This window comes from Streptomyces physcomitrii, from assembly GCF_012273655.1.
Taxonomy (GTDB): Bacteria; Actinomycetota; Actinomycetes; order Streptomycetales; family Streptomycetaceae; genus Streptomyces; species Streptomyces physcomitrii.
In genome coordinates, this window is record NZ_JAAWWP010000008.1 from 264,945 (window position 1) to 284,557 (window position 19,613).

At 74.5% G+C, this 19,613-nt stretch carries 13 protein-coding genes; 1 reads left to right on the forward strand and 12 read right to left on the reverse strand.

What is annotated here, in order from left to right:
- Positions 1–2 precede the first annotated feature (2 nt).
- From HFV08_RS15780 to HFV08_RS15810, 7 genes are all read right to left on the reverse strand, one after another.
- A complete protein-coding gene (locus tag HFV08_RS15780; protein WP_168539945.1) occupies positions 3–845 on the reverse strand; it encodes an alpha/beta fold hydrolase in 843 nt (280 codons plus the stop codon).
- Positions 842–2,947, reverse strand: coding sequence for a phosphopantetheine-binding protein (locus tag HFV08_RS15785; RefSeq protein WP_168539947.1), 2,106 nt, complete (start codon positions 2,945–2,947; stop codon positions 842–844). Before HFV08_RS15785 ends, HFV08_RS15780 begins: the two co-directional genes overlap by 4 nt.
- Positions 2,944–3,705, reverse strand: coding sequence for a thioesterase II family protein (locus HFV08_RS15790; protein WP_168539949.1), 762 nt, complete (start codon positions 3,703–3,705; stop codon positions 2,944–2,946). Before HFV08_RS15790 ends, HFV08_RS15785 begins: the two co-directional genes overlap by 4 nt.
- Before the next feature lie 5 nt (positions 3,706–3,710).
- Positions 3,711–4,577: a class I SAM-dependent methyltransferase gene (locus tag HFV08_RS15795; RefSeq protein WP_168539951.1), complete on the reverse strand. Its 867-nt coding sequence runs from the start codon at positions 4,575–4,577 to the stop codon at positions 3,711–3,713.
- The gene (locus tag HFV08_RS32360) at positions 4,574–5,797 is read right to left on the reverse strand and encodes a cytochrome P450 (protein WP_168539953.1); all 1,224 of its coding nucleotides are present in this window, start codon (positions 5,795–5,797) and stop codon (positions 4,574–4,576) included. The genes HFV08_RS15795 and HFV08_RS32360 overlap by 4 nt, the downstream gene beginning before the upstream one ends.
- Positions 5,787–7,520 (reverse strand): AMP-binding protein, encoded by a 1,734-nt coding sequence (locus tag HFV08_RS15805; protein WP_168539955.1) that lies wholly within the window; start codon positions 7,518–7,520, stop codon positions 5,787–5,789. The genes HFV08_RS32360 and HFV08_RS15805 overlap by 11 nt, the downstream gene beginning before the upstream one ends.
- Positions 7,521–8,292: 772 nt before the next feature.
- On the reverse strand, positions 8,293–8,847 hold the full coding sequence (locus tag HFV08_RS15810; RefSeq protein WP_168539956.1) for an ATP-binding protein: 555 nt from the start codon (positions 8,845–8,847) through the stop codon (positions 8,293–8,295).
- 333 nt (positions 8,848–9,180) lie between these two features.
- Between HFV08_RS15810 and HFV08_RS15815 the strand changes: the two genes are divergently transcribed.
- On the forward strand, positions 9,181–10,023 hold the full coding sequence (locus HFV08_RS15815; RefSeq protein ID WP_168539958.1) for an SGNH/GDSL hydrolase family protein: 843 nt from the start codon (positions 9,181–9,183) through the stop codon (positions 10,021–10,023).
- A gap of 522 nt (positions 10,024–10,545) precedes the next feature.
- On the opposite strand, the gene HFV08_RS15820 is transcribed toward HFV08_RS15815, so the two are convergent.
- From HFV08_RS15820 to HFV08_RS15840, 5 genes are read right to left on the reverse strand one after another with little or no spacing between them, the layout of a single operon-like run.
- A complete protein-coding gene (locus HFV08_RS15820; RefSeq protein ID WP_168539960.1) occupies positions 10,546–12,531 on the reverse strand; it encodes an ABC transporter ATP-binding protein in 1,986 nt (661 codons plus the stop codon).
- A gap of 49 nt (positions 12,532–12,580) precedes the next feature.
- Positions 12,581–13,768, reverse strand: coding sequence for a glycosyltransferase (locus HFV08_RS15825; protein WP_168539962.1), 1,188 nt, complete (start codon positions 13,766–13,768; stop codon positions 12,581–12,583).
- Complete coding sequence (locus HFV08_RS15830) at positions 13,765–14,604, reverse strand: alpha/beta fold hydrolase (protein ID WP_040253401.1); 840 nt, start codon at positions 14,602–14,604, stop codon at positions 13,765–13,767. The genes HFV08_RS15825 and HFV08_RS15830 overlap by 4 nt, the downstream gene beginning before the upstream one ends.
- Position 14,605: 1 nt before the next feature.
- Positions 14,606–14,941, reverse strand: a complete 336-nt coding sequence (locus HFV08_RS15835; RefSeq protein WP_168539964.1) for an acyl carrier protein — start codon at positions 14,939–14,941, stop codon at positions 14,606–14,608.
- The gene (locus tag HFV08_RS15840; RefSeq protein WP_168539966.1) at positions 14,931–19,613 is read right to left on the reverse strand and encodes a type I polyketide synthase; all 4,683 of its coding nucleotides are present in this window, start codon (positions 19,611–19,613) and stop codon (positions 14,931–14,933) included. Before HFV08_RS15840 ends, HFV08_RS15835 begins: the two co-directional genes overlap by 11 nt.

Genomic DNA, 19,613 nt, shown 5'->3' on the forward strand with positions numbered 1-19,613 from the left:
GTTCATCGGTTCCGCGCACCCGCCCGCAGCAGCCGGATCGCCGACTCCCGCCAGGCCGGCCAGGTGTGCCCGGCCACCGGGCAGACCTCCAGGCGCAGCGCGCCCTCCGGAATCCGCCGCAGGAAGTGCTCCGTGCAGCGGCGGGCCACCCGCTCGTCGAGAGAGGCGAGTGCCGAGGCGCGGGTGCCGCCGCCCCGCCGGGGTGCCCGGCCCGCCACCGCCAGCGTGACGTCGAGCGACCGCCGGGGCACGAACCCCCGCCAGGCCTTGCGCCAGCGCAGCAGCGCCCGGAGCTGCCCGAGCGAGCGGCCCCGGCGCAGGGCCAGATAGACGCAGCCCGGCAGGAACTCGCCGCCCGCGTAGCCGGAGACGCACACCACCCGCTCCACCGAGTCGAGCGCGCTGCCCACGGCGAGCGCGAGATCGCATCCGGCGGAGTACCCGACGGCCGTGACCAAGTCGAGCTCCAGGCCGCAGAGTTCGGCGACCCGGTGGACGTCCTCGGCCAGTGCCGCGGCGAGTTCCCCGACGCCGGTGCCGGTCTGCTGGGCGGACGTCCAGTCCGGGGTGACGAAGACGGCCACGTCGTGCCCGGCGAGCAGCTCGGGCCCGGCCGTCTGCCAGCACTGGACGTCGTCACCGCCGCCGATCCCGCCGAAGCAGACCACGGCCCGCGCGGTCTCCGCCCGGTCGAAGTCGCGGGAGACGGTGAAGCGCACACCGAACCGCCCGGCGGACCGTCCCGCGGGGGTGTGCCGGTCCGCGGCCGTCGCGGACGTGGCGGCTGCCGCCGCCGTCGCGGTCGTGGCAGTCGTGTCAGTGGTCGTCGTGGTCGTGGCGGTCATGCTCCGAACACCTCCCCGAAGACGGAGTGCGCGACCGGGCCGAGGCCGCAGGCCGCCGCCGCCCGGGCGACGGCAGCGTGGATCCCGGCCTCCGTGGCGGCCCGCTGGGTACGGACGGCCAGCCGCACCCGCGCGGCGCCGGGCGGCCACTCCGCGCGGAGCGAGAGCAGTCCGGTGGCCGCGGCCGTGGTGACGAGTTCGGCCACCTGGTCCGCGGCCGGGGAGACGGGGCCCTCGTCCGTACCGGCGCCGCGGTGGGCGATCGCACCGGCGCTCGGGTGGGCGTCCCAGGCCCCGGCCACCTGCCCGAGCAGCTGGGCGAGGACCGTGGTCCGGACCTCCGCGGAGCTGGTACCGGCGGCGCCCGCGTCGAGGACGAGGTACCCGGCGGTCTCCCACCCCGCCGCGCGGTCCTCGCCCGCCTCGGCCCCGGCGGCGGCGATGGAGGCGACCAGTTCGGCGAAGGTCGGGTGGTAGAAGAGGGTGGCCGGGTTCAGGGGGCGGCCCAGGGCCTCGGAGATCTCCTTGACCAAGTTCACCGCCTCCAGCGAACTGCCGCCCGACTCGAAGAAGTCGTACTCCTCGGGGTCCGATCCCGCTCCGTACCGCGCCCGCAGCACCTCGGCGACCACGGCGCGCACCGCCGCCTCGCCGGCGGGGCCGCCCGCGGTGCCCGCCGCACCGGCCCCGGCCGCCAGCTCCCGGTTCAGCGCGGTCAGCGGGGCCAGGTGCGCCCGCGCGCTGCGCAGGACCTCGGCGGCGGGCGTCGCGGGGTCGGCGGCGGCGAAGTCCTCCAGGACGGCGCGCAGGGCGCGCTCCACCCGGCGGAAGTCGGCGGCCGAGAGCCCCTCCATGCCCACCTGGGCGTGGACGTCCAGTGCCGTACCGGCGAAGGCGGACACGATGTCGACGTCCTCGACCGGCCCGGAGGAGATGAGGTCGTAGTGCCAGCGGGCCCCCAGGGCGTCGGTGCCCGCGAAGAAGTCCACCGGGAAGAGGTTGACGTTCGGGCCGAAGGAGCGGCGCAGGCTGCCGCTGTGGAAGCACTGACTCCAGCGCTTGTCGCGGATGTCGGTGGCGATGCCGTCGAGGAACTCCGCCACCGAGGCGTCCTCGGGGCGGCGCACCGCCAGCGGGAGGGTGTACGCGAAGCTGCCGAGCGGCTGGACCGCGGCGCGGGAGACGCCCGCGCGCGGCACGGACAGCTGCACCGCCGACTCGCCGGTGGCCGCGAGGAGCAGCACCGCCGTGTAGCCGCACAGCCAGGCGAGCGAGGCCTGCGCGTCCGGTGTCCCCTCGGCGCCCTGCTCCGCGCCCGGCAGCGCGCGGGGCCGCACCTGGCCGAGCCGGGCGACCCGGGGCACGGTCGACGCGCGCCGCTTCGGGCCGATGAGCACCGGCGCCGTCCGTCCGCCGTCGGTGATCCGGTCGAGCACCCCGGCCTCGGCCTGCTGCCGCCGCGTGAACATGGCAGCGGCCAGCTCCCGGGAGTCCTCCCAGCTCGCGTACGGCCACATCAGCTCCCCGGCGTCACCGGAGTCCTTGCTGTCGAGCGCGCGCAGATACTCCTGCCGGATCATGAACATGTGGAAGACGAGGCCGACCCCGTCGAGCACGGAGTGGTGCACGAAGACCGACCACACCACCGAGCCGTCGGTCAGCCGGTGCAGCCGGGAGAAGAGCGCGGCGCTCGTGGGCTCGGCCAGGGCACGCCGGTCGCGGGAGACCCGGACCGACTCCGGCACCGGGTCGCCGGGCGGCGCCAGCGGCTCCACCTCGAACAGCCGCCGGCCCTTTGCGTCGTGCGAGATCCGGTCCCCGCAGCGGGCCCAGACCGCGGCCAGCCGGGCGACGTCCAGCTCGCCGTCGATGACGAACGCGGTCCCGGTACGGATCTCCAGCCCGCCGAGCAGCGTCTCCGCCACCCGCATCTCCTCGGCCTGCGCCGTGGGCTCCTGGTGCGGCGAGTGCTCCGCCGAAGGTGCCGCCCCGGTGTCCGCCGCCTCTGCCTCTGCCGCCTCGGTCTCCGCCGACTCTGCCTCGGCCGTCTCGGTCTCCGCCGACTCTGCCTCGGCCGCCTCGGTCTCCGCCGTCCGGGTCATCCGCGCTCACCCGCCGCGCACAGCTCCTCGATACGGCGGATCGCGGCGTTGCCCGCCACCAGGTAGTGCTCCGGGGCGCCGTCCGCCTCCAGCACGGTGGTCTCCGCGAAGCCGCGCCAGTAGTCGAGGTCGTCCGCCGGTACGAAGGCGTCCTCGCTCCAGTGCACGACGGTGCGGGGGAAGTCCCGTTCGCCGCCCTCGCCGAAGTACCGCGAGAGCAGGTCCACGTCCTCGCGGAGCGTGCGCACCGCCAGCGCGGCGAAGGCCTCGTGCACCGGCGGCCTGCCGGAGCCGGCCAGCGCGGCGTTCATGAGGGTGAGGATCTCCTCGTCGGACATGGACGCGGCGTAGGCGCCGTACAGGCCCTCCTTGGCCGGGCGCATGCTCGACAGGACGGTGGTGACGCGCATCCTGTCCCGCAGCCGGGCGGCCACCGCGTCCGCCACCAGGGCTCCCATGCAGTGCCCGGTGAGGACCAGCGACTCGGCACCGCGCGTGCCGAGGGCGGCGAGCGAGGCCTCCAGGTCCGCGCAGAGGTCCTCGATCGAGGCGGCCGCGGGCTCCGCGCGCCGCCGGTCCCGTCCGGGGAGGTGGTAGCGCAGGAAGGGGGCCTCGCCGAAGGCGGTGGGCCACTCGGAGAACATCGGTACGCCCGAGCCCGCCTGCGGTACGCCGACCACGATCGTGCGCTGACCGTCGAATCCGCCGCTGAACCGCTTCACCGGGTCCGTACCCGTGGTGCGTGTGCTGTCCGCCATGCCCTTCACCTCACCGTTCCGATGGCGACGCCGTAGAAGCAGGTCCGCAGCTGCTTCAGCGGCAGGTGCCGCAGCGAGGCGCCGAGGGCGCGCACGGCCAGGCCGTCGCCCTCCAGGCCGTAGTCGTCGCGGACGTGCGCGATCCCCGCGCAGGAGGCGTGCAGCTCGGCGCCGCTGCGGTAGGCGGCCTTGAGCCCGCCCTCGACCGCGCGGTTGCCGGGGTGCCACAGCTTCAGCAGCGGCGACATGAAGTCGGTGACCACCAGGCTCCCCGCGGGGCAGCCCTCGCTGATCCCGTCCAGGTACCCGGCGACCTCGGCCGCCTCCAGGTGGTAGCTGAGCCCCTCCGAGACGACCACCGTGGGCAGTTCGGCCCCGGGCAGCTCCCGCATCCAGTCCCGCTGCCGGATGTCGACGGCGACGTTGGTGGCCCCGGCGCCGAGGCCCAGCTCCTCGCGTACGGCGACGACGGCGGGCAGGTCCACGTACACCCACTCCACGGTCGTCCCGTCGGGGAGCTGGCCGGACAGCCGCCTGCTGCGGTCCTCCAGGCCGCAGCCGACCTCGACGACCCGCAGCCGCCGGTGGCCGCCGCGCCAGGCGAAGCCCGCGATCTCGAAGTCGTACAGCTGGGCCCGGACCACGCAGCCGCGCATGATCGTCTTGTTGAAGTCCGCCCAGTGCTCGGCGTCCCCGAGCTCGGCGGCGACCCGCTTGGCGACCACGTCGCGAAAGCGCAGCTCCGGCCAGAGTTCGTCCGCGCGCCCGCGGGCGAGCGCGGTCAGCACGGAGGTCGACTCGCTCGACCCGGCCGCGAAGACCCGCCTGGCCGCGCCCGTGCCGGGCCCGGTGTTCTTCGTCTCGGCACTCATCCGGCCATCCCGACCTCGGCGGAGGTGTACCCCCGCATGAACGTGGAGTGGAGTCGTTCGAAGGGGCCGGGCAGCGTCATCGCCCCGGCCCGGGAGAAGAACCAGTCGAGGTAGCACTCGATCTCCACCGCGGCCACCTGCGCCCCGATGCAGCGGTGCGCGCCCACCCCGAAGGACAGATGCGGCCGGGAGTGCGGGACCTCGGGCGTGAAGCCGGGGCCGAAGTACGCCTCGTCGAAGTTGGCCGAGTAGTTCCACAGCACGACGAACTCGCCCTGCTTGATCTCCTGCCCGCCGATCTCCAGGTCGCACAGGGCGCGCCGCTGCACATAGGCGTTGGTCGACGTCCAGCGGAAGACCTCGGCGAGGAACCCGGTGCGGTCGCGCGCCCAGCTCTCCGCCAGCTCCTCGGTGTCGCGCCCGAGCACGTACTCGGTGAAGGAGGCGGCGGTGTAGGGCGTGGTGTCGTTGCCGCCGACGGTGACGTTGAGGAAGTTGTACAGGTACTCGTCCTGCTGCAACTGCTCCTTCATCTCCGCGAGGGCGTCCGCGCGTTCGGCCGGCGCCGCCACCGGGCACCCCGCGGCGGCCGCCCCCCGGGCGTTCAGCTTCATGATCGCGGTGAGCAGTTCGAGGTGCGCCTCCGCGCGCCGGGCGGCGGGCCGCTCCGCGTCGCCGATCCGGGGGTCGGCGTAGCCGATGAGGCGTTCACTCAGGCGTACGAGCCGGGCGGCGTCGGCCGGTTCGATGGCGTAGGCGAGCGAGAGGAAGGAGACCGGGAGCTCCTGGAGGACCGCGCTGAGCAGGTCCCCGCCGCCGCCCGCCGCGAATTGCTGCGAGGCCTCGGCGAGCCGCTGCCGGGTCGCCGTGTCGGTGGCCTTCAGCATCGACCGGAAGAACAGCGGGCTGTGGATCTTCCGCAGCCGCTGGTGGCTCGGGTTGTCGGAGCAGATCAGCATCCGGTTGGAGGCGCTGTCGCTCTGCCCGTTCAGCGAGCCGCCGATGATCGTGCCGTCCTTCGAGGACAGCCGTTGGTCGAGATAGGCCTGCCGTACGTCGTCGTAGCCGAAGAGCATCCAGCGGCCGTACTTCTCGTCCCGTGCCACCGGGTTGTCGCGGCGGTGCCGGGCGAAGACCTCGGCGTATCCGTCCGTGACGAAGGTGGTCTCGTCGAGCAGGCTCTCGGCGGTCGCCGCCGTGGTGGTGGTGTCAGTGGTCACCGGTCGACCTCTCCTGGATCAGGCGGGCCAAGTCGTCCAGATCGGGGGCCGAGAGGAGTTCCTCGGCCGTCAGCTCGACCCCTTCGTTCTCGGTGAGCGCGAGCAGCAGCATGGCCATCTGGAGCGAGCTGAAGCCCAGGTCGTACAGGTCCGCGCCGTCGGGCACCGGTCCGCCGTGGATCGACTCGACCTGCGCCACCAGGCGCGCCCGCACCGCCGGGTCGCCCGCGGGGGCCGCGGCCGGCGCGGTGCCGTCCTCGGCGGCCTCGCTCGCCAGGAGCAGGGCGGCGTCGTGCTTGCCGTTGACGTTCACCGGGATCCCGTCGACCGCGCGCACCCGGGGCACCGCGGAGGCCGGTCCGATCCGGCGCATGGCGGTCAGGAACGCCGGGGTGTCCAGGGCGGGCGGCAACTGGACGAAGAGGATCGGCTCGCCCGCCTTCTCGGCCACCGCGGCCGCGACGGCACCCGCGGCACGGGCGTTGCCCTCCAGCTCGGACTTCGAGGTGCGGACGCCGTTCACCTTCAGTACACCGCCGGTACGGCGTACGAAGCCGAGACGGCCGTCGGCGGCCCTGCTCACCACGTCACCGGTCAGGAAGGTCCGCCCGTCCTCGCCGAAGGGCGTGCAGAGCAGCTCTCCGTCGGCGTCGCGGCTCAGGTATCCGGCCGAGATCCCCTCGCCCGCGATCACCAGGCGCCCGGTGTCGGACGAGGCCGGAAGCGGCAGTGAACTCTCCTCGTCCACCAGGGTGGTGGTGATGCCGGGCAGCGGCCGGCCGAGCGGCATCACCGGGACCCCGCCGTAGTCGCTGGCGTGCTCGGCCGGATCGATCTCGTGGCCGGTGCAGGCCACCACGCCCTCGGCCGGGCCGTAGAGGTTCACGAAGGACGCGGTGCAGCCCGACTTGAGGATCGCGGAGACCGAGTCGGCGTACAGCTCGCTGCCGCCCGAGTACAGGATCCGCAGCGGGTTGAAGGCGCCGGGGGACATCCGCGCGGTCGAGTTGACCAGCGTGGCGGGCGCCAGCATCACGGTGACGCCGGTGCGCCTGAGCGTCGCCTCGACCCCGTCGCGGAAGACGTCCTCGAAGCGGGGCAGCACCGTCACGCAGCCGCCGCCGAGCAGGGTCCGTACCACCTCGAAGAGATAGGTGTCGAAGCCCGCGCTCGAACAGTGGGCGACCCGCTCACCGGGCTCCAGCGGCGCCAGGCCCGCGTTGCCGGTGAACCAGCGCAGCTGCCGGCCGGTCTGCAGGATCGCCCGGGGGGTTCCGGTGGTGCCGGAGGTGAAGAGGATGTTCGCGCTGTCCTCGGGCAGGTTCCCCGGCGACGGCGACACGCTCACCTCGTCGTCGTGGACGCGCAGCCGGGGAGAGAGCAACTCCGCCGCGCCGCGCAGGAATTCCTCGGAGCGCCGGGTGTCGAGCGCGCAGTAGGCCGCTCCCGCGTGCTGGGCCGCAAGGAAGTTGACGATCTGTCCGGTGCCGCGTGCGGAGGAGTCGGCGACCACGTGCCCGGCGAGCGCCCCGCCGCTCCGGTCGAGCCAGCGCGCGCTGACGGCCCGCGCCCGCTCGGCCAACTCCTCGTAGGTGACGTGCGGTTGACCCGGAGTACCCGGTGCTCCCGGCACCAGGGCGGCGGGCTCCGGCGCGTGCCGGGAGACGGTGTCCGTGAACCGCGTCCACAGCGAGGTGTGGACCTGGGGCAGGGTGGCGGTCACCGTGCTGCGGTCTCACCCGTGCGGCGGACGGCCTGCCCGGCAAGGGCCGCGGCCGTCCGGACCGATCCGGCCCGCACGGCGCGGGCAGCTCGGGCGCCACCCGCCGATGCGAGCGCGTGCGCGCACACCCCGATGTCGGAAAACATTGCTCGACCCCCGTCGAAAAGTGTTGCCCCAGCAAGAAATCCAGCCACCGTGCCCGTCCGCGCCGACGGCAGCGCCCACTGCTGCGCTGCGCGCCACCCGCCGGGAAGACCCGCCGGGAAGGGCGGTGAAGTGAGCCCCGACGGCGCCTCGGCGCCGACCCGTCCGGCGAGTCCGAACCGGTGAACTCCCGCAGATGCTAGGCAGGCCGCGACCACCCCGTGAGGCCCACACCCCAACTGTGATCTTCTCAACATGGGTGGCTCCGGCGCGCGTTGGCGGTCCGCGTTCCCACCCGTACCGGGGTGCCGTCGATGAATGCGCCACCAACCCCGCATTTACGACCGGGGACTGCTCTGACCTGGGATTTCACCGGATGCCACGGGCGCGATCGAGGGCGCGTTACACCATCCCGAGGGCAGGTTCACCCCTCCCGGCCGCGGGACGAACGGCTCTCCTCGCCCGACCGCGCGGCCCTCCTCCGCGGAACCGACGGCTCCTCTTCCCGGGCGCCCGGGACGGCGGACGGATCCGCCGCGAGGGCGCGGTGCGGGCCGCGACGGCGGCACCCCGAGGGGACCTCGCGGGGAGGGGAGGACGGCGTCAACAGCCGTCCGGCGGGCCGCAGTTACTCCTCCCCTGGCCCGCCTCGCTTGCCCGGCTTCTCCGACTCCCCCGACCCCCCGCGCTCCTCCGGCTTCTCCCGCTTCTCCGGCTTCTCCCGCTTCTCCGACTCCCGACGCGGCTCCTCCGGTACCGACTGGGACAGCCGCGCCCACACCGTCTTGCCGAGGTCCCGCCGCTCGCGGTGGCCGAGCCCGTCCGCGACCGCCGCGGCGACGAGCAGACCGCGCCCGTACTCGTCCTCCTCGCCCGGCGTCTTCCGTTGCGGCATGCGGGAGTTGGCGTCGGAGACCTCGACCAGGCAGCCGTTCTCGATCCGGATCAGCCGCACCTCCCAGCGGCGGCCGGCGACCCTGCCGTGCACCAGCGCGTTGGTGGCCAGCTCGCTGGTGACAAGCACGACCCGGTCGATGTCCTCCCGCGCGTACCCCCACCTTTCGAGGACCTTCCCGACCTGGCGCCGGGCCAGGGCGACGGAGGCGGACCGGGAGGTGAACTGCCGGTACCACTCCTTGGCCTCCCCCTGGGTCGCGGCCTCGCGCCCACCGGTGATCTCCACTGCCGCACCTTTCCCTCGGTGAGGAACCCTTCCCAGGATGGAGTGCCGCCGACCGGACTCGCCAGGGGTTCCGGGGGTGACGGGACTTCGCCGTACGGGCCCCGAGGCGCCGCCTGCGCGTCCGGATCATTACGGGCAGTGCCCGCCGGTGCCGGTCCGGCACGGGGAGACCGGCCCCGCGGGCGTGATGATCGAGAAATCCGTGAACCCATTTCCGCCTTTCCGGACAGAATGCGCGGACAGGGGCCGCGAATTTCCCCGAAGCTGTATTTTCCGCCTCTCGGATCTGGTATTCCATAGTGGTCAGGCACCCCCACATCCGAGGAGTGAAGAATGCGCTCTTTAAGAGGACGTAGACCCCTCACGTCCCTTTTCGCCGCAGCTGCCGCCGCCTGCCTCGCCTTCACCGCCGCGCCCGCCGCGCAGGCCGCCGAGGGCAAGGCCGAGCCGGCCGCCGCCCAGAAGTACGTCGCGCTCGGTGACTCGTACGCGGTGGGCCCGGGCACGGGCACCTACGACAACCCCGACGACCCGTGCCGCCGGGGGCCGTTGACCTACCCGCGCCTGTGGGCGCAGGCGCACAGCTCGTACAGCTTCGTGGAGGCGTCCTGCTCCGGGGCGACCACCGCGGAGCTGAAGGCCCAGCAGGTGCCGCAGCTCACCGCGGACACCACGCTGGCGACCGTGCAGGTCGGCGGCAACGACGTGGGCTTCGTCGAGGTGCTGAAGAACTGCATCCTCACCCTGGACGACAAGGACTGCATCGCGGGAGTCGAGGCCGCCAAGGCCGCGGCGACCGGCAGTCTGCCCGGCGCCCTCGCGGACACCTACGGGGCGGTGAAGGCGGCGGCACCCAACGCCAAGGTCATCGTGGTGGGTTACCCGCGGCTGTACACCATCGGCGGCGACTGCGGGATCCTCGGCCTGAGCGACGCCGAGCGCACCGCGCTCAACTCCGCCGCGGACACCCTGGACGGCGTCCTCGCCGACCAGGCGTCGAAGGCCGGGTTCAGCTTCCTGGACCCGCGCAGCGCCTTCGACCCGCACAGCATTTGCTCGGGTGGCTCGCAGTGGGTGACCAGCCTGGAGTGGAGCGACCTCGACGAGTCGTACCACCCGAACCAGGCCGGTCACCGCGACGGCTACCTCCCGCTCCTGAACGCCCTCGCGGGCTGAAGCGAGTGAGCTGAGCCCGGTGGGCTGAGCCGAGCCGAACGGCCGGGCGCGGTCACCCGGAGCCCTCAGGGGTTCCGGGTGACCGCGCCTTTGTGCGTGCGCGACCGCGCCCTTGTACGTGCCCTCGTCCTCGTGCGTGCGCCCGCGCCCCCGCCCTCGTGCACGCACTCCTTCCGCGCGCCTGTCCGCGCGCATCTCCTCGCGGCTGTCCTCGCGCGTGCGCCTGTGCACATGGACATTGCCCGCCGGATTACCCGGGCACGCGGCACCGAATACGCCCGCCGGCAGCAGTCGTCGAATGCGCGGGTAGCGCGACGACGGCATGATCATGAAATCCGCGGCGGAGAATACGGAATGCGGGTACGGGAAAAGGTGGCGCGGCGCCGGGGCGGTGGATGAATTCTTTCCCGGATTCCGCGTCACCTTGTTCTCGGTCCCGCTTCGGTTTCCTTACCCCGCGGGTTTCCTTATTCCCCGGCTGACCCGTCGTGCCCGGGGGCCCGTCGTGCCCGGGGGTCCCGTCTAGCGCACCGCTTCCTCCGGCGGCCGCTCCTCGGCGGGTACGAGCATCTGGGAGGCGGCGAGTTCGCGGTAGAGGAGGTCGGCGCCGACCAGGTTCTCGTGGGTGCCGGCGGCCCGGACCGAGCCGCCTTCGAGGACGACGATCTGCTCGGCGTCGGTGACCGTGGACAGGCGGTGGGCGATGAGCAGGACGGTGCAGCGGCGGGCGGCCTGGTCGACGGCCTCGCGCAGGGCCTGTTCGTTGCTGGCGTCGAGCTGCGCGGTGGCCTCGTCGAGCAGCAGCACCTGCGGGCGGCGCAGCAACGCCCGGGCGATGGCGAGGCGTTGGCGTTCACCGCCGGAGAGGGTGACCCCGCGGTTGCCCACCTCGGTGTCGAGGCCCTCGGGCAGCCGGGCGAGGAGGGTGTCGAGGCGGGTCAGGCGCAGCACCTCGGCGATGTCCTCGTCGGTGGCGCCGGTGGCGGCGTAGCGGAGGTTGTCGGCGATGGTGCCCGCCATCACCGGTGACTCCTGCTCCACGTACGCGATGCGGCGGCGCAGTTCGGCGCGGGTCAGGCCGGCGATGTCCTGGCCGTCGATGCGGATCTGGCCCGACTCCGGTTCGTAGAAGCGCTGGAGGAGGGCGAACATGGTGGTCTTGCCCGCGCCGGAGAGGCCGACCAGGGCGGTCCTGGTGCCGCCGGGCACGGTGAAGGAGATGCCGCGCAGCGCGGGCGCCCGGCCGGGGTAGGCGAAGCGGACGTCCCGGAACTCCACCGGCGGCGCGGACCAGGCGTCCGGCTGCGCGAGCGGAGCCGCGGCACCGGGGCGCCCGGCGGAACCGGCCGCCGCGTACCCGGTGGAGCCGGCGCCCGCGGCCCCGGTCGGGCCGCCCCCCGCGTACGAGCCGCCCTGCGCGCCCACCTGTGCCGCCGGCAGGTCCACGTCCTCCTCCACCGGCAGGCTTCTGACCTGCTCGATGCGGCCGATGGCGCCGAGGCCCTGCTGGAGCATGCCGAGTCCGCCGAGGAGGGAGGCGAGGGGGCTGGCCAGGTAGAAGATGTAGAGCAGGAAGGCGATCAGCTCGGAGGCGGCGAGGCTCCCGGAGGCGACGAGGGCGCCGCCGACGCCGAGTACGGCGAGGAAGGCGGCCTGGATGGCCACCCCGGAGAGCACGGTGACCAGGGCCGCGTACTTGGCCCCGGCGAGTCCGGCCTCGTAGGCCTCGCCGATGGCCTCCTCGGCGCGGGCGGTCTCGCGGGCCTCGGCGCCGTTGGCCTTCACGGTGCGGCCCGCGCCGAGCGAGCGGTCCAGGGCGGCGCCGATCGCGCCGACCGAGGCCTGTGCGCGGGCCACCGCCTGGCGGATGCGCGGCAGGATGAGGCCGAGGACGGCGCCCACCCCGAGCAGGACGGTCAGCGTCACGGCGAGCAGGCCGAGGTGGACCACGCCCATCAGGATCACGGCGCCGGTGAGGGTGAGGGCGCCGTTGGTGACCATGACCAGGCCCTCGGTGGCGGCGTTCTGGACCTGGGCGCTGTCGGAGGTGACGCGGGCGACGAGGTCGCCGGGGGGCCTGCGGTCGAGTTCGGGCACCCGCAGCCGGATCAGCCGGAAGACCAGGTCGCGGCGGATGGTGCGGACCACCTTCTCCGAGGTGCGCCGCTGCCACCAGGACTGGAGGCCGGTGAGGGCGGCGCCCGCGACGACCAGGACGCCGAGCAGGACCAGGGCGGTGGTGACGTTCCGGTCCTCGCTGAGCCCGTCCAGGACCTCCTGGGCCACCAGCGGCTGGATCAGGCCGGAGATGCTCGCGCCGAGGCCGAGGAAGAGGGTCGCGGTGAGCACGAGCCGGTGCGGGCGGGCCTGGCGGAGCAGGGCGCGCAGCGGGCTGCCGGGCGCGGCGGGCTCGGACGGCGGGCCGGTCGGGGCGGTGCCCGGGCCGGGGCCCTCCTGCGGCGCGGGGGCGGAGACCTCGTCCGGCAAGGGTGCGTGGGCCGTCGTCATGCGTACTCCGGGAAGGCGGTCGGAGGGGGGCCGTGGGGCCCTGGTCGGGTCAGTGGGCGGCGAAGGGCGCCGGGTGGCGGGCGGTGAGCTGCTCCAGGTGGTCCGCGGCGGCGCGCTGACCACCGGTGGCGCGCAGCGAACGCCCGATCTCCGCGGCCCGGCTGCGGTGGCCGCCGGTGTCGTCGAGGACGGTGCGCAGCGCCTCGGCGAGGCGGGCCGCGTCGACCCGGCCGAAGCGGACCCGTACCCCGGCGCCGGCCTCGACGACCTGCCGGGCGACGATCGGCTGATCGTCGCGGATGGGGGCGAGCACCAGCGGCAGACCGTGCCACAGGGTCTCGCAGACGGTGTTGTGGCCGCTGTGGCTGACCACCGCCTTCGCCCGGCTGAGCAGGTCGAGTTGGGGCACGTGCGGGCGGACCAGGGTGCCGGGCGGCGCCTCGGTGAGGAGTCCGCCCGGGTCGGCGAAGACGCCCTGGACGCGGTCGCCGAGGAGGGCGAGGGCCTTCGCCGTCTCGCGGAGGAAGCGCAGCCCGGCGTCGGTGTTGGCGGTGCCGAGGGAGACGAAGACCAGATCGCGGTCCGGGTCCAGTTCCTCCCAGGGGAACTCCGGGTCCTCGGGCCGGTCGGCGATCACCGGACCGACCAGGTGCACGCGCTCCCACGGGAGTTCGCCCTCGCCGAGCAGCTCGCGGCTGGTGAAGGCGAGGATGCCGTACGGGGAGAAGCGGGGGTCGGCGGTGGCCCGCGGGTCCCCGACGCGGGCCCGCAGCTCCGTGAGGCGGCCGGTGAGCCAGGCGGCGACCTTCGGCAACTCGGCCAGCGGGTCGATGAGTTCGGCGGAGGTGCTGGCCGAGGTGAGGTACGGGACGCCGAGCCGTTCGCTGACCAGGGACCCGGCGAGCGCGTGCTGGTCGGTGAGGACCGCGTCCGGCGCGAAGGAGCGGACGGCCGCCTCCACGCCGGGCGCCATCGCCCCGGCGAGCGGGAGGAAGAACTCCTCCCACAGGAAGCGGAAGGCGGCGGGGCCGGTGAGCCCGGGCGGCCGGACCAGGTCGCCGCCGTCCGGCATGGCGCACTCGTAGACCTCGGCCCCCTCGCCCACGAGGTCGCGCAGGCGCTCCGAGTGGCCGCACCAGGCGACCTGGTGCCCGCGCCGGGTGAGTTCGGTGGCGACCCCGGCCAGCGGGTTGATGTGCCCGACGAGCGGGGGCACCACCAGGAGGAAGCGGCTCATCGCGCCGCTCCGGCGACGGCGGCCGCGCGGCGGCCCGGGACGTGGTGGGCGCGCACCCAGTCCAGGACCAGGTCCCGGGTGCGGGTGGGCTGCTCCACCAGGACGGAGTGGCCCTGCCGGGGCAGCACGACGGTCCGGCAGTCGGGCAGCTTGGCCTCCAACTCCGGTACCTGGGCGCTGAGTCCGGACTCGTCGCCGAAGACGGCGAGCAGCGGGCAGCGGATCGCGGAGAGGTCGTCGTCGATGACCCGGCCGCTCGGGATGTCCTCGGCGAGGGTGGTGGAGGCGAGGATCCGCCCGGCGCCGCGGGAGAGCCGCGCGGTGTGCGCGCCGTGCTGTTCGGCGATCCAGTCGATGGCCTCGTCGCGGACCAGTTCGCGGCGGGCGTGCGCGAGGCCCTCGGCCATGTGCCCGGTCCAGGCGGCCACCGGCGGCTCGGACTCGATCATGGTGACGCTGGCGGCGCGCTCCGGGTGCCAGGCGGCGAAGGCGGCGGCGACGGTGCCGCCGAAGGAGTTGCCGACCAGATGGACCGGCCGCTCCTCCTCGAGTCCGTCCAGGAGGTACGCCAAGTCCTCGACGAAGGCTTCGAGTTGGTAGCCGGTCCGGGGCCGGTCGGTGCGGCCGTGCCCGCGCAGGTCGTACATCACCACGTCGACTCCGGCCGCCGAGAAGGCCGGGCCGAGGGTGAAGTAGTAGCTGGCGAGGGAGTCGGTGAGCAGTCCGTGCACGAAGACGACCACGGGTGCCTCGCCCTCGGGGGCGGTGCCGCCCGCGGCGCCCGCGGGCAGCCGCTGCACATGGGTGGTGATGTCGCCGGTGCGTATCTTGGCCATGTCAGCCCCGTTCCGCCGCGCGCAGCGACTCGGCGACGTAGTCGACGAGTTGGCCCACGGTCAGTGCGATGATCTCGTCCAGTTCCAGGTCGGCGATGAACAGGGCGACGTTGACCCGTTCGCCGTAGTGCTCGCGCAGCGAACCGGCGAGCGCCACCAGGTCGATGCTCTCCAGTTCCAGATCGTCGTGGAAAAGCGTCTCGCGGGTGATCTCGGCGTCGTCGAGACCGGCGTCGGGCAGTTCGCGGAGCATGGTGGCGATCTGCCGCAGCACCGTGCCCTCGTCGTGCTCGGCGCCCGGAGTGCCGGTGGCCGTCGTGGTCGCCTCAGTGGTCATGTCGTTCTCCTGACTCGTTGACGCCTGCGGTCCAGGCGACGACGTACTGCCGCTCGGGCAGCCCCCGCGGGGCCGCCACCTGACTGCAGCGCACTTCCCAGGCGCTGCCCTGGTGCTCCACTCGCAGCCGCTCCGGCTCCGCGGCGCTCACCCGGAAGTCGGTGGGGCGGCCGCCGAGTCCGGTGCCGAGCGCCTTGGCGACGGCTTCCTTCGCCGTCCAGAAGCGGGTGAACCAGAGGTCCTCGCTCTCGCCGGTGGCCGAGACCACCTGGGCGAGGAGTGCGCGTTCCGCGGGTCCGCAGGCGGCCCGCACGGTCGCCGCCGGGCGGGCGGTGACCTCCTCCAGGTCGATTCCGCAGGGCCCGCGGCCGGCCAGCGCCACCGCCGCCTCGCCGCTGTGCGCGAGGGAGACGGTCAGGCCCTCGCCCAGCTCGCGGCCGTGCACGCCGCTCGCGAAGGGCCGGCCCCGCTCGTCGTTGTCGAGGGCGATCTCGGCGGGGTAGACCTCGCCCGCGCCCTCGGCCCACAGCACGCCGCGCAGGGCGTCCTTGGCGGCGATCCGGCCGAGCAGCCAGCGGCGCCTGCGCACCGGGGGCTGGGCCTCGTAGCGGGCGCGTTCGGCGCCGCCGAGCATGTTGCGCATGATGAGTTCGCGGGTGGCGAGGTCGGGCCAGCGCTCGTGGACCAGGGTCCAGCCGCCGTCCTGCGGGGTGGACAGGGTGTGGCGGCCGGGGAAGCGGTCCACCGCGCGGATGCCGGGGTCGGTGTCGAAGCGGCGGTCGGTCCAGCCGGTGAACTCCGCCCAGACGCGGCTCTGGTGGACCAGTTGCATGTCGGCGGTCAGGGTGGTGTCGGTGACCTCGGTGATGCGGATGTGGCAGTCCAGGTCGGTGCCCGCCGCGGGAGCGGGCCCGTGGAAGGTGATCCGGGCCATGCCGACCGGGAAGACCGTGGTGCGCTCGGTGAGGGTGGCCATGATCCAGTAGCCGAGGAGCTGGCCGACGTTGTCCAGGAGGGCGCCGGGCGCGGCCGGGGTGGTCAGCACCCCGCGCACATGGCGCTCGCCGAGCGCGGTGAGTTCGCTGACCCCCTGGAAACGGGGCCCGTGGAACATCCACCGCTCGCTGTACAGCTGCTCGGCGCTGAGGTCCGGGCGCCGCTCCGCGGCGGTCTCCACCGGCCAGGGCGCGGGCGGCTCCCGGTGCCCGGGGGCGAGTTCGACGACCGCGCCCGCGTACCCGGTGAGCTTGACCTCCACCCGGTCGGGGCCGAGGGCGCGCGCGGTGACCGGGACCTCGGAGGCCGGCATCGCCTCGATCCACTTCTGCAGCCGCACCTGGTGCACCGCGACCGCCCGCAGCCCGGGCCTCGCCTGCTCGGCGAGGCGCATCAGATGCTCGATGACCGTGGTGGCGGGCACGATCGGCCAGCGGTCGGCCTCGTCGGGCCAGCCGGGCCGCTGCCGGAAGAAGCAGTGGTCGAGGAGGTACGGCATCTCCTCGACGTCGATGCGCAGGGTGGCGGGCAGCGGGGCGAGCGGCGGCGTGGTGTCCTTCGGCCCCTCCGCCGAACTCCGCTGCTGGGGACGGCCGTCGGTCGGCTGCCCGGCGCCGGGGGACACGGGTGCGGCCGGGGGCGCGGCCGGCGGCTGTGCGCCGCGGTGCGCCGGTACGCGGGGGCCCCTGCGCGGCGCCACGGGCCGCGCCGCGCGCCCGGAGTGGACCGCGTCGAGGAGTTCGCCCGCGACCGAGGCCGTCTCGTCGAGCAGCGCGGAGAGTTCGGCAGCGACCGGGAACCGCCCCTGGGCGCGCCCGAGTTGGTCCAGGGCGGCCGCCCGGGGCGTGACGGCGCGGGACGGGGCCGCGGTGAGACCCGTCCGTACCGCGGGAGTCGCGGCGAGCGGGGAGGCCGGAGCCGCCCGGTCGAGCAGCCCCCGGACCTGGCCGGGCAGCGAGACCAGGGCGCCGCCGAGGTCGAGGCGGGCGGTGGGGCGCCGGGCGCCCTCCCGTACCGGCTTGGTGGTACGGGCGGTGGCGCCCGCCGGGAGCAGCGGGGCGAGGTCGGGGGCGGCGCCCTCGGTCCACAGGGCGGTGGCGACCCGGCGGAGCTGGGCGAGGCTGTCCCGGGCGCCGGAGTGCGCGGAGACCACCAGGCGGTCGCGTCCGGCGAGGGTGTCGTCGAGCAGCGAGCCGAGCTGTCCCGCACCGAGGACGAGGAAGGCGCGGAAGCCCGACTCGTAGAGGGCGAGGACGAGTTGGCGGAAGCGGACCGGTTCGAGCAGGTGGCGGACGAACAGCTCGCGGACGGCGTCGGGTTCGGCCGGGAAGGGCGCCGCGGTGGTCGCGGACCAGACCGGGACGTGCGGCGGGTGGAGGGTGTACGCCTCGGCGGCCTGCCGGATGGGGGCGAGGTAGGGGCCGAGCATCGGGGTGTGGAAGCCGGAGCGGAAGGGCAGCACCTGGGCGATGACGCCCTCGGCGCGGAAGGCGTCCACCAGGGCGGCCACCTGCTCCTCGGGGCCGCAGATCATCGACTGGTTGGGCGCGTTGTCGTGCGAGAGGACGACGTCCTCGCGTCCGGCGAGGCGCTCCAGGACCCGCTCGGCGGCGGTGCCGAGGACGGCGAAGGCGAGTCCGGGCACCCGCAGCGCGTCGGGGTCGAAGCCCGCGAGGAAGGCGTCCACCTCCTCGGGCGCGTGCACGCCCGCGGCGGCCATCGCGGTCCACTCGCCCACGCTGTGCCCGGCGACCGCGTCCGGGACCACGCCGAGGCGGCGCAGCGAGGTGTCGAGGATCCGGCCGAGCTGGAAGACCGCGGCGCCGTGCCGTCCGACGTCGCCGACCTGGGCGTCCTCGCCGAACTTCCAGTCGAGGCCGAAGACTTCGGCCAGCTCGTCCACCTTGGCGCCGAACTCGGCCTCCAGGCCGGGGAAGACGAAGGCGGTGCGGCCGCCCGCCGGGCCGAGGACCGGGCGCGGGGTGAACCAGACGTCGCTGCGGCCGCGCCAGGGCTCGCCCTTGGCGACCGCCTTGCGGGCGAGCTTCAGCCGCCGCGCGGTGGGGTCGGCGATGCCGAGGCGCACCGGGCCCGCGGCCTCCGAGCCGGGGCCGGTCTCGGGCAGGCCGGTGGCCAGCAACTCGCTGTCCCCGAGCTGGAGTTGTGCGGCCAGCTGCTCGGTGCTCCCGGCGGCCAGGCGCAGCACCCGCTCGGGTTCGCGGACCTGGACGCGGGGGCGGCGGGCCGGCACCCGGGCGGGCTGCTCCAGGACGAGGTGGGCGTTGATGCCGCCGAAGCCGAAGGCGTTGACGGCGGCGCGGCGCGGCCCACCGCCCGCGACCTCGCCCCAGCCGGTGGCCGTGGCGAGCGGGGCGAACCGGGTCTGCTCCAGGGCCGGGTTGGGGTCCTCGCAGTGCAGGGTGGGCGGCAGCACCTCGTGGTGCAGGGCGAGGGCGGCCTTGATGAGACCGGCGACCCCGGCGGCGGGCATGGTGTGCCCGATCTGCGACTTCACCGAGCCGATGGCGGCGCGGGCGCCCGCGGCGGGCCCGAACACCTCGGCCACCGTGGCGAGTTCGGCCCGGTCACCGGCGGCGGTCGCGGTGCCGTGCGCCTCCAGGAGCTGGAGCGCGCCGGGTTCGCGCGGGTCGAGTCCCGCGGCCTCCCAGGCCTGCCGTACGGCGCGGATCTGGCCGCCCGGGTCGGGGTTGAAGAGGCTGGCGGAGCGGCCGTCGCTGGCCACCCCGGTGCCGCGGATCACCGCGTAGATCCGGTCGCCGTCGCGCTGGGCGTCGGCGAGCCGCTTGAGGACGACGACCCCGGTGCCCTCGCCGATGAGGACGCCGTCGGCCTCGCGGTGCAGCGGGCGGATGCGCTCGCTCGGGGAGAGCGCGCCGAGCTGGGTGAAGACGCTCCACAGGGTGAGGTCGTGGCAGTGGTGGACGCCCCCGGCGAGCATCACGTCGCAGCGCCCGGTGGCCAGTTCGCGTACCGCGTGGTCGACGGCGACCAGCGAGGAGGCGCAGGCGGCGTCCACCGTGTAGGCGGGGCCGCGCAGGTCGAGGCGGTTGGCGACCCGGGAGGCGACCAGATTGGGCACCAGGCCGATCGCCGACTCCGGCTGCTCGGGGCCGAGCTTCTCGCAGAACGCCTCGCGCACCGACTCCAGTTGCTCCTCGCCGAGCCCGGGGGCCAGCTCGCGCAGGGTGTGCACCAGCTGGTTGGCGGTGCGCACCCGCTGGTCCAGGCGGACGAGGCCGGGGGTGAGGTAGCCGCCGCGGCCGAGCACGATCCCGGCCCGCTCGCGCGCGGCGGGCAGCACCGACTCGCCGCCCGCGTCCTCCAGGGAGCGGTGGGCCACGTCCAGGGCGATGAGCTGGTCGGGGTCGGTGCCGGGCACCGAGTTCGGCATGATCCCGAAGCGGGTCAGGTCGAACTCGGCCGAGGTGTCGGTGAATCCACCGCGGCGGCAGTAGAAGCGGTCGCTGCGCCGCGGGCCGCCGGGATCGTAGAACTCGGGGTCCCAGCGGTCCGGCGGCACCTCGCTCACCGAGTCCACGCCGTGCGCGATGTTGTGCCAGTAGGCGGCCAGGTCGGGGGCGCCCGGCAGGAAGACCTCCATGCCGACCACGGCGACCGGGGTCGCCGCGGCTGCGGTCCGGGGTTCGCGCACCAT

Bases quoted from the DNA above. Each gene is read 5' to 3' on its own strand.
- HFV08_RS15795 (WP_168539951.1), bottom strand. From the start codon at position 4,577: ATGAGTGCCGAGACGAAGAACACCGGGCCCGGCACGGGCGCGGCCAGG.
- HFV08_RS15780 (WP_168539945.1), bottom strand. From the start codon at position 845: ATGACCGCCACGACCACGACGACCACTGACACGACTGCCACGACCGCG.
- HFV08_RS15830 (WP_040253401.1), bottom strand. From the start codon at position 14,604: ATGGCCAAGATACGCACCGGCGACATCACCACCCATGTGCAGCGGCTG.
- HFV08_RS15790 (WP_168539949.1), bottom strand. From the start codon at position 3,705: ATGGCGGACAGCACACGCACCACGGGTACGGACCCGGTGAAGCGGTTC.
- HFV08_RS15825 (WP_168539962.1), bottom strand. From the start codon at position 13,768: ATGAGCCGCTTCCTCCTGGTGGTGCCCCCGCTCGTCGGGCACATCAAC.
- HFV08_RS15840 (WP_168539966.1), bottom strand. From the start codon at position 19,613: ATGGTGCGCGAACCCCGGACCGCAGCCGCGGCGACCCCGGTCGCCGTG.
- HFV08_RS15820 (WP_168539960.1), bottom strand. From the start codon at position 12,531: ATGACGACGGCCCACGCACCCTTGCCGGACGAGGTCTCCGCCCCCGCG.
- HFV08_RS15815 (WP_168539958.1), top strand. From the start codon at position 9,181: ATGCGCTCTTTAAGAGGACGTAGACCCCTCACGTCCCTTTTCGCCGCA.
- HFV08_RS15785 (WP_168539947.1), bottom strand. From the start codon at position 2,947: ATGACCCGGACGGCGGAGACCGAGGCGGCCGAGGCAGAGTCGGCGGAG.
- HFV08_RS15835 (WP_168539964.1), bottom strand. From the start codon at position 14,941: ATGACCACTGAGGCGACCACGACGGCCACCGGCACTCCGGGCGCCGAG.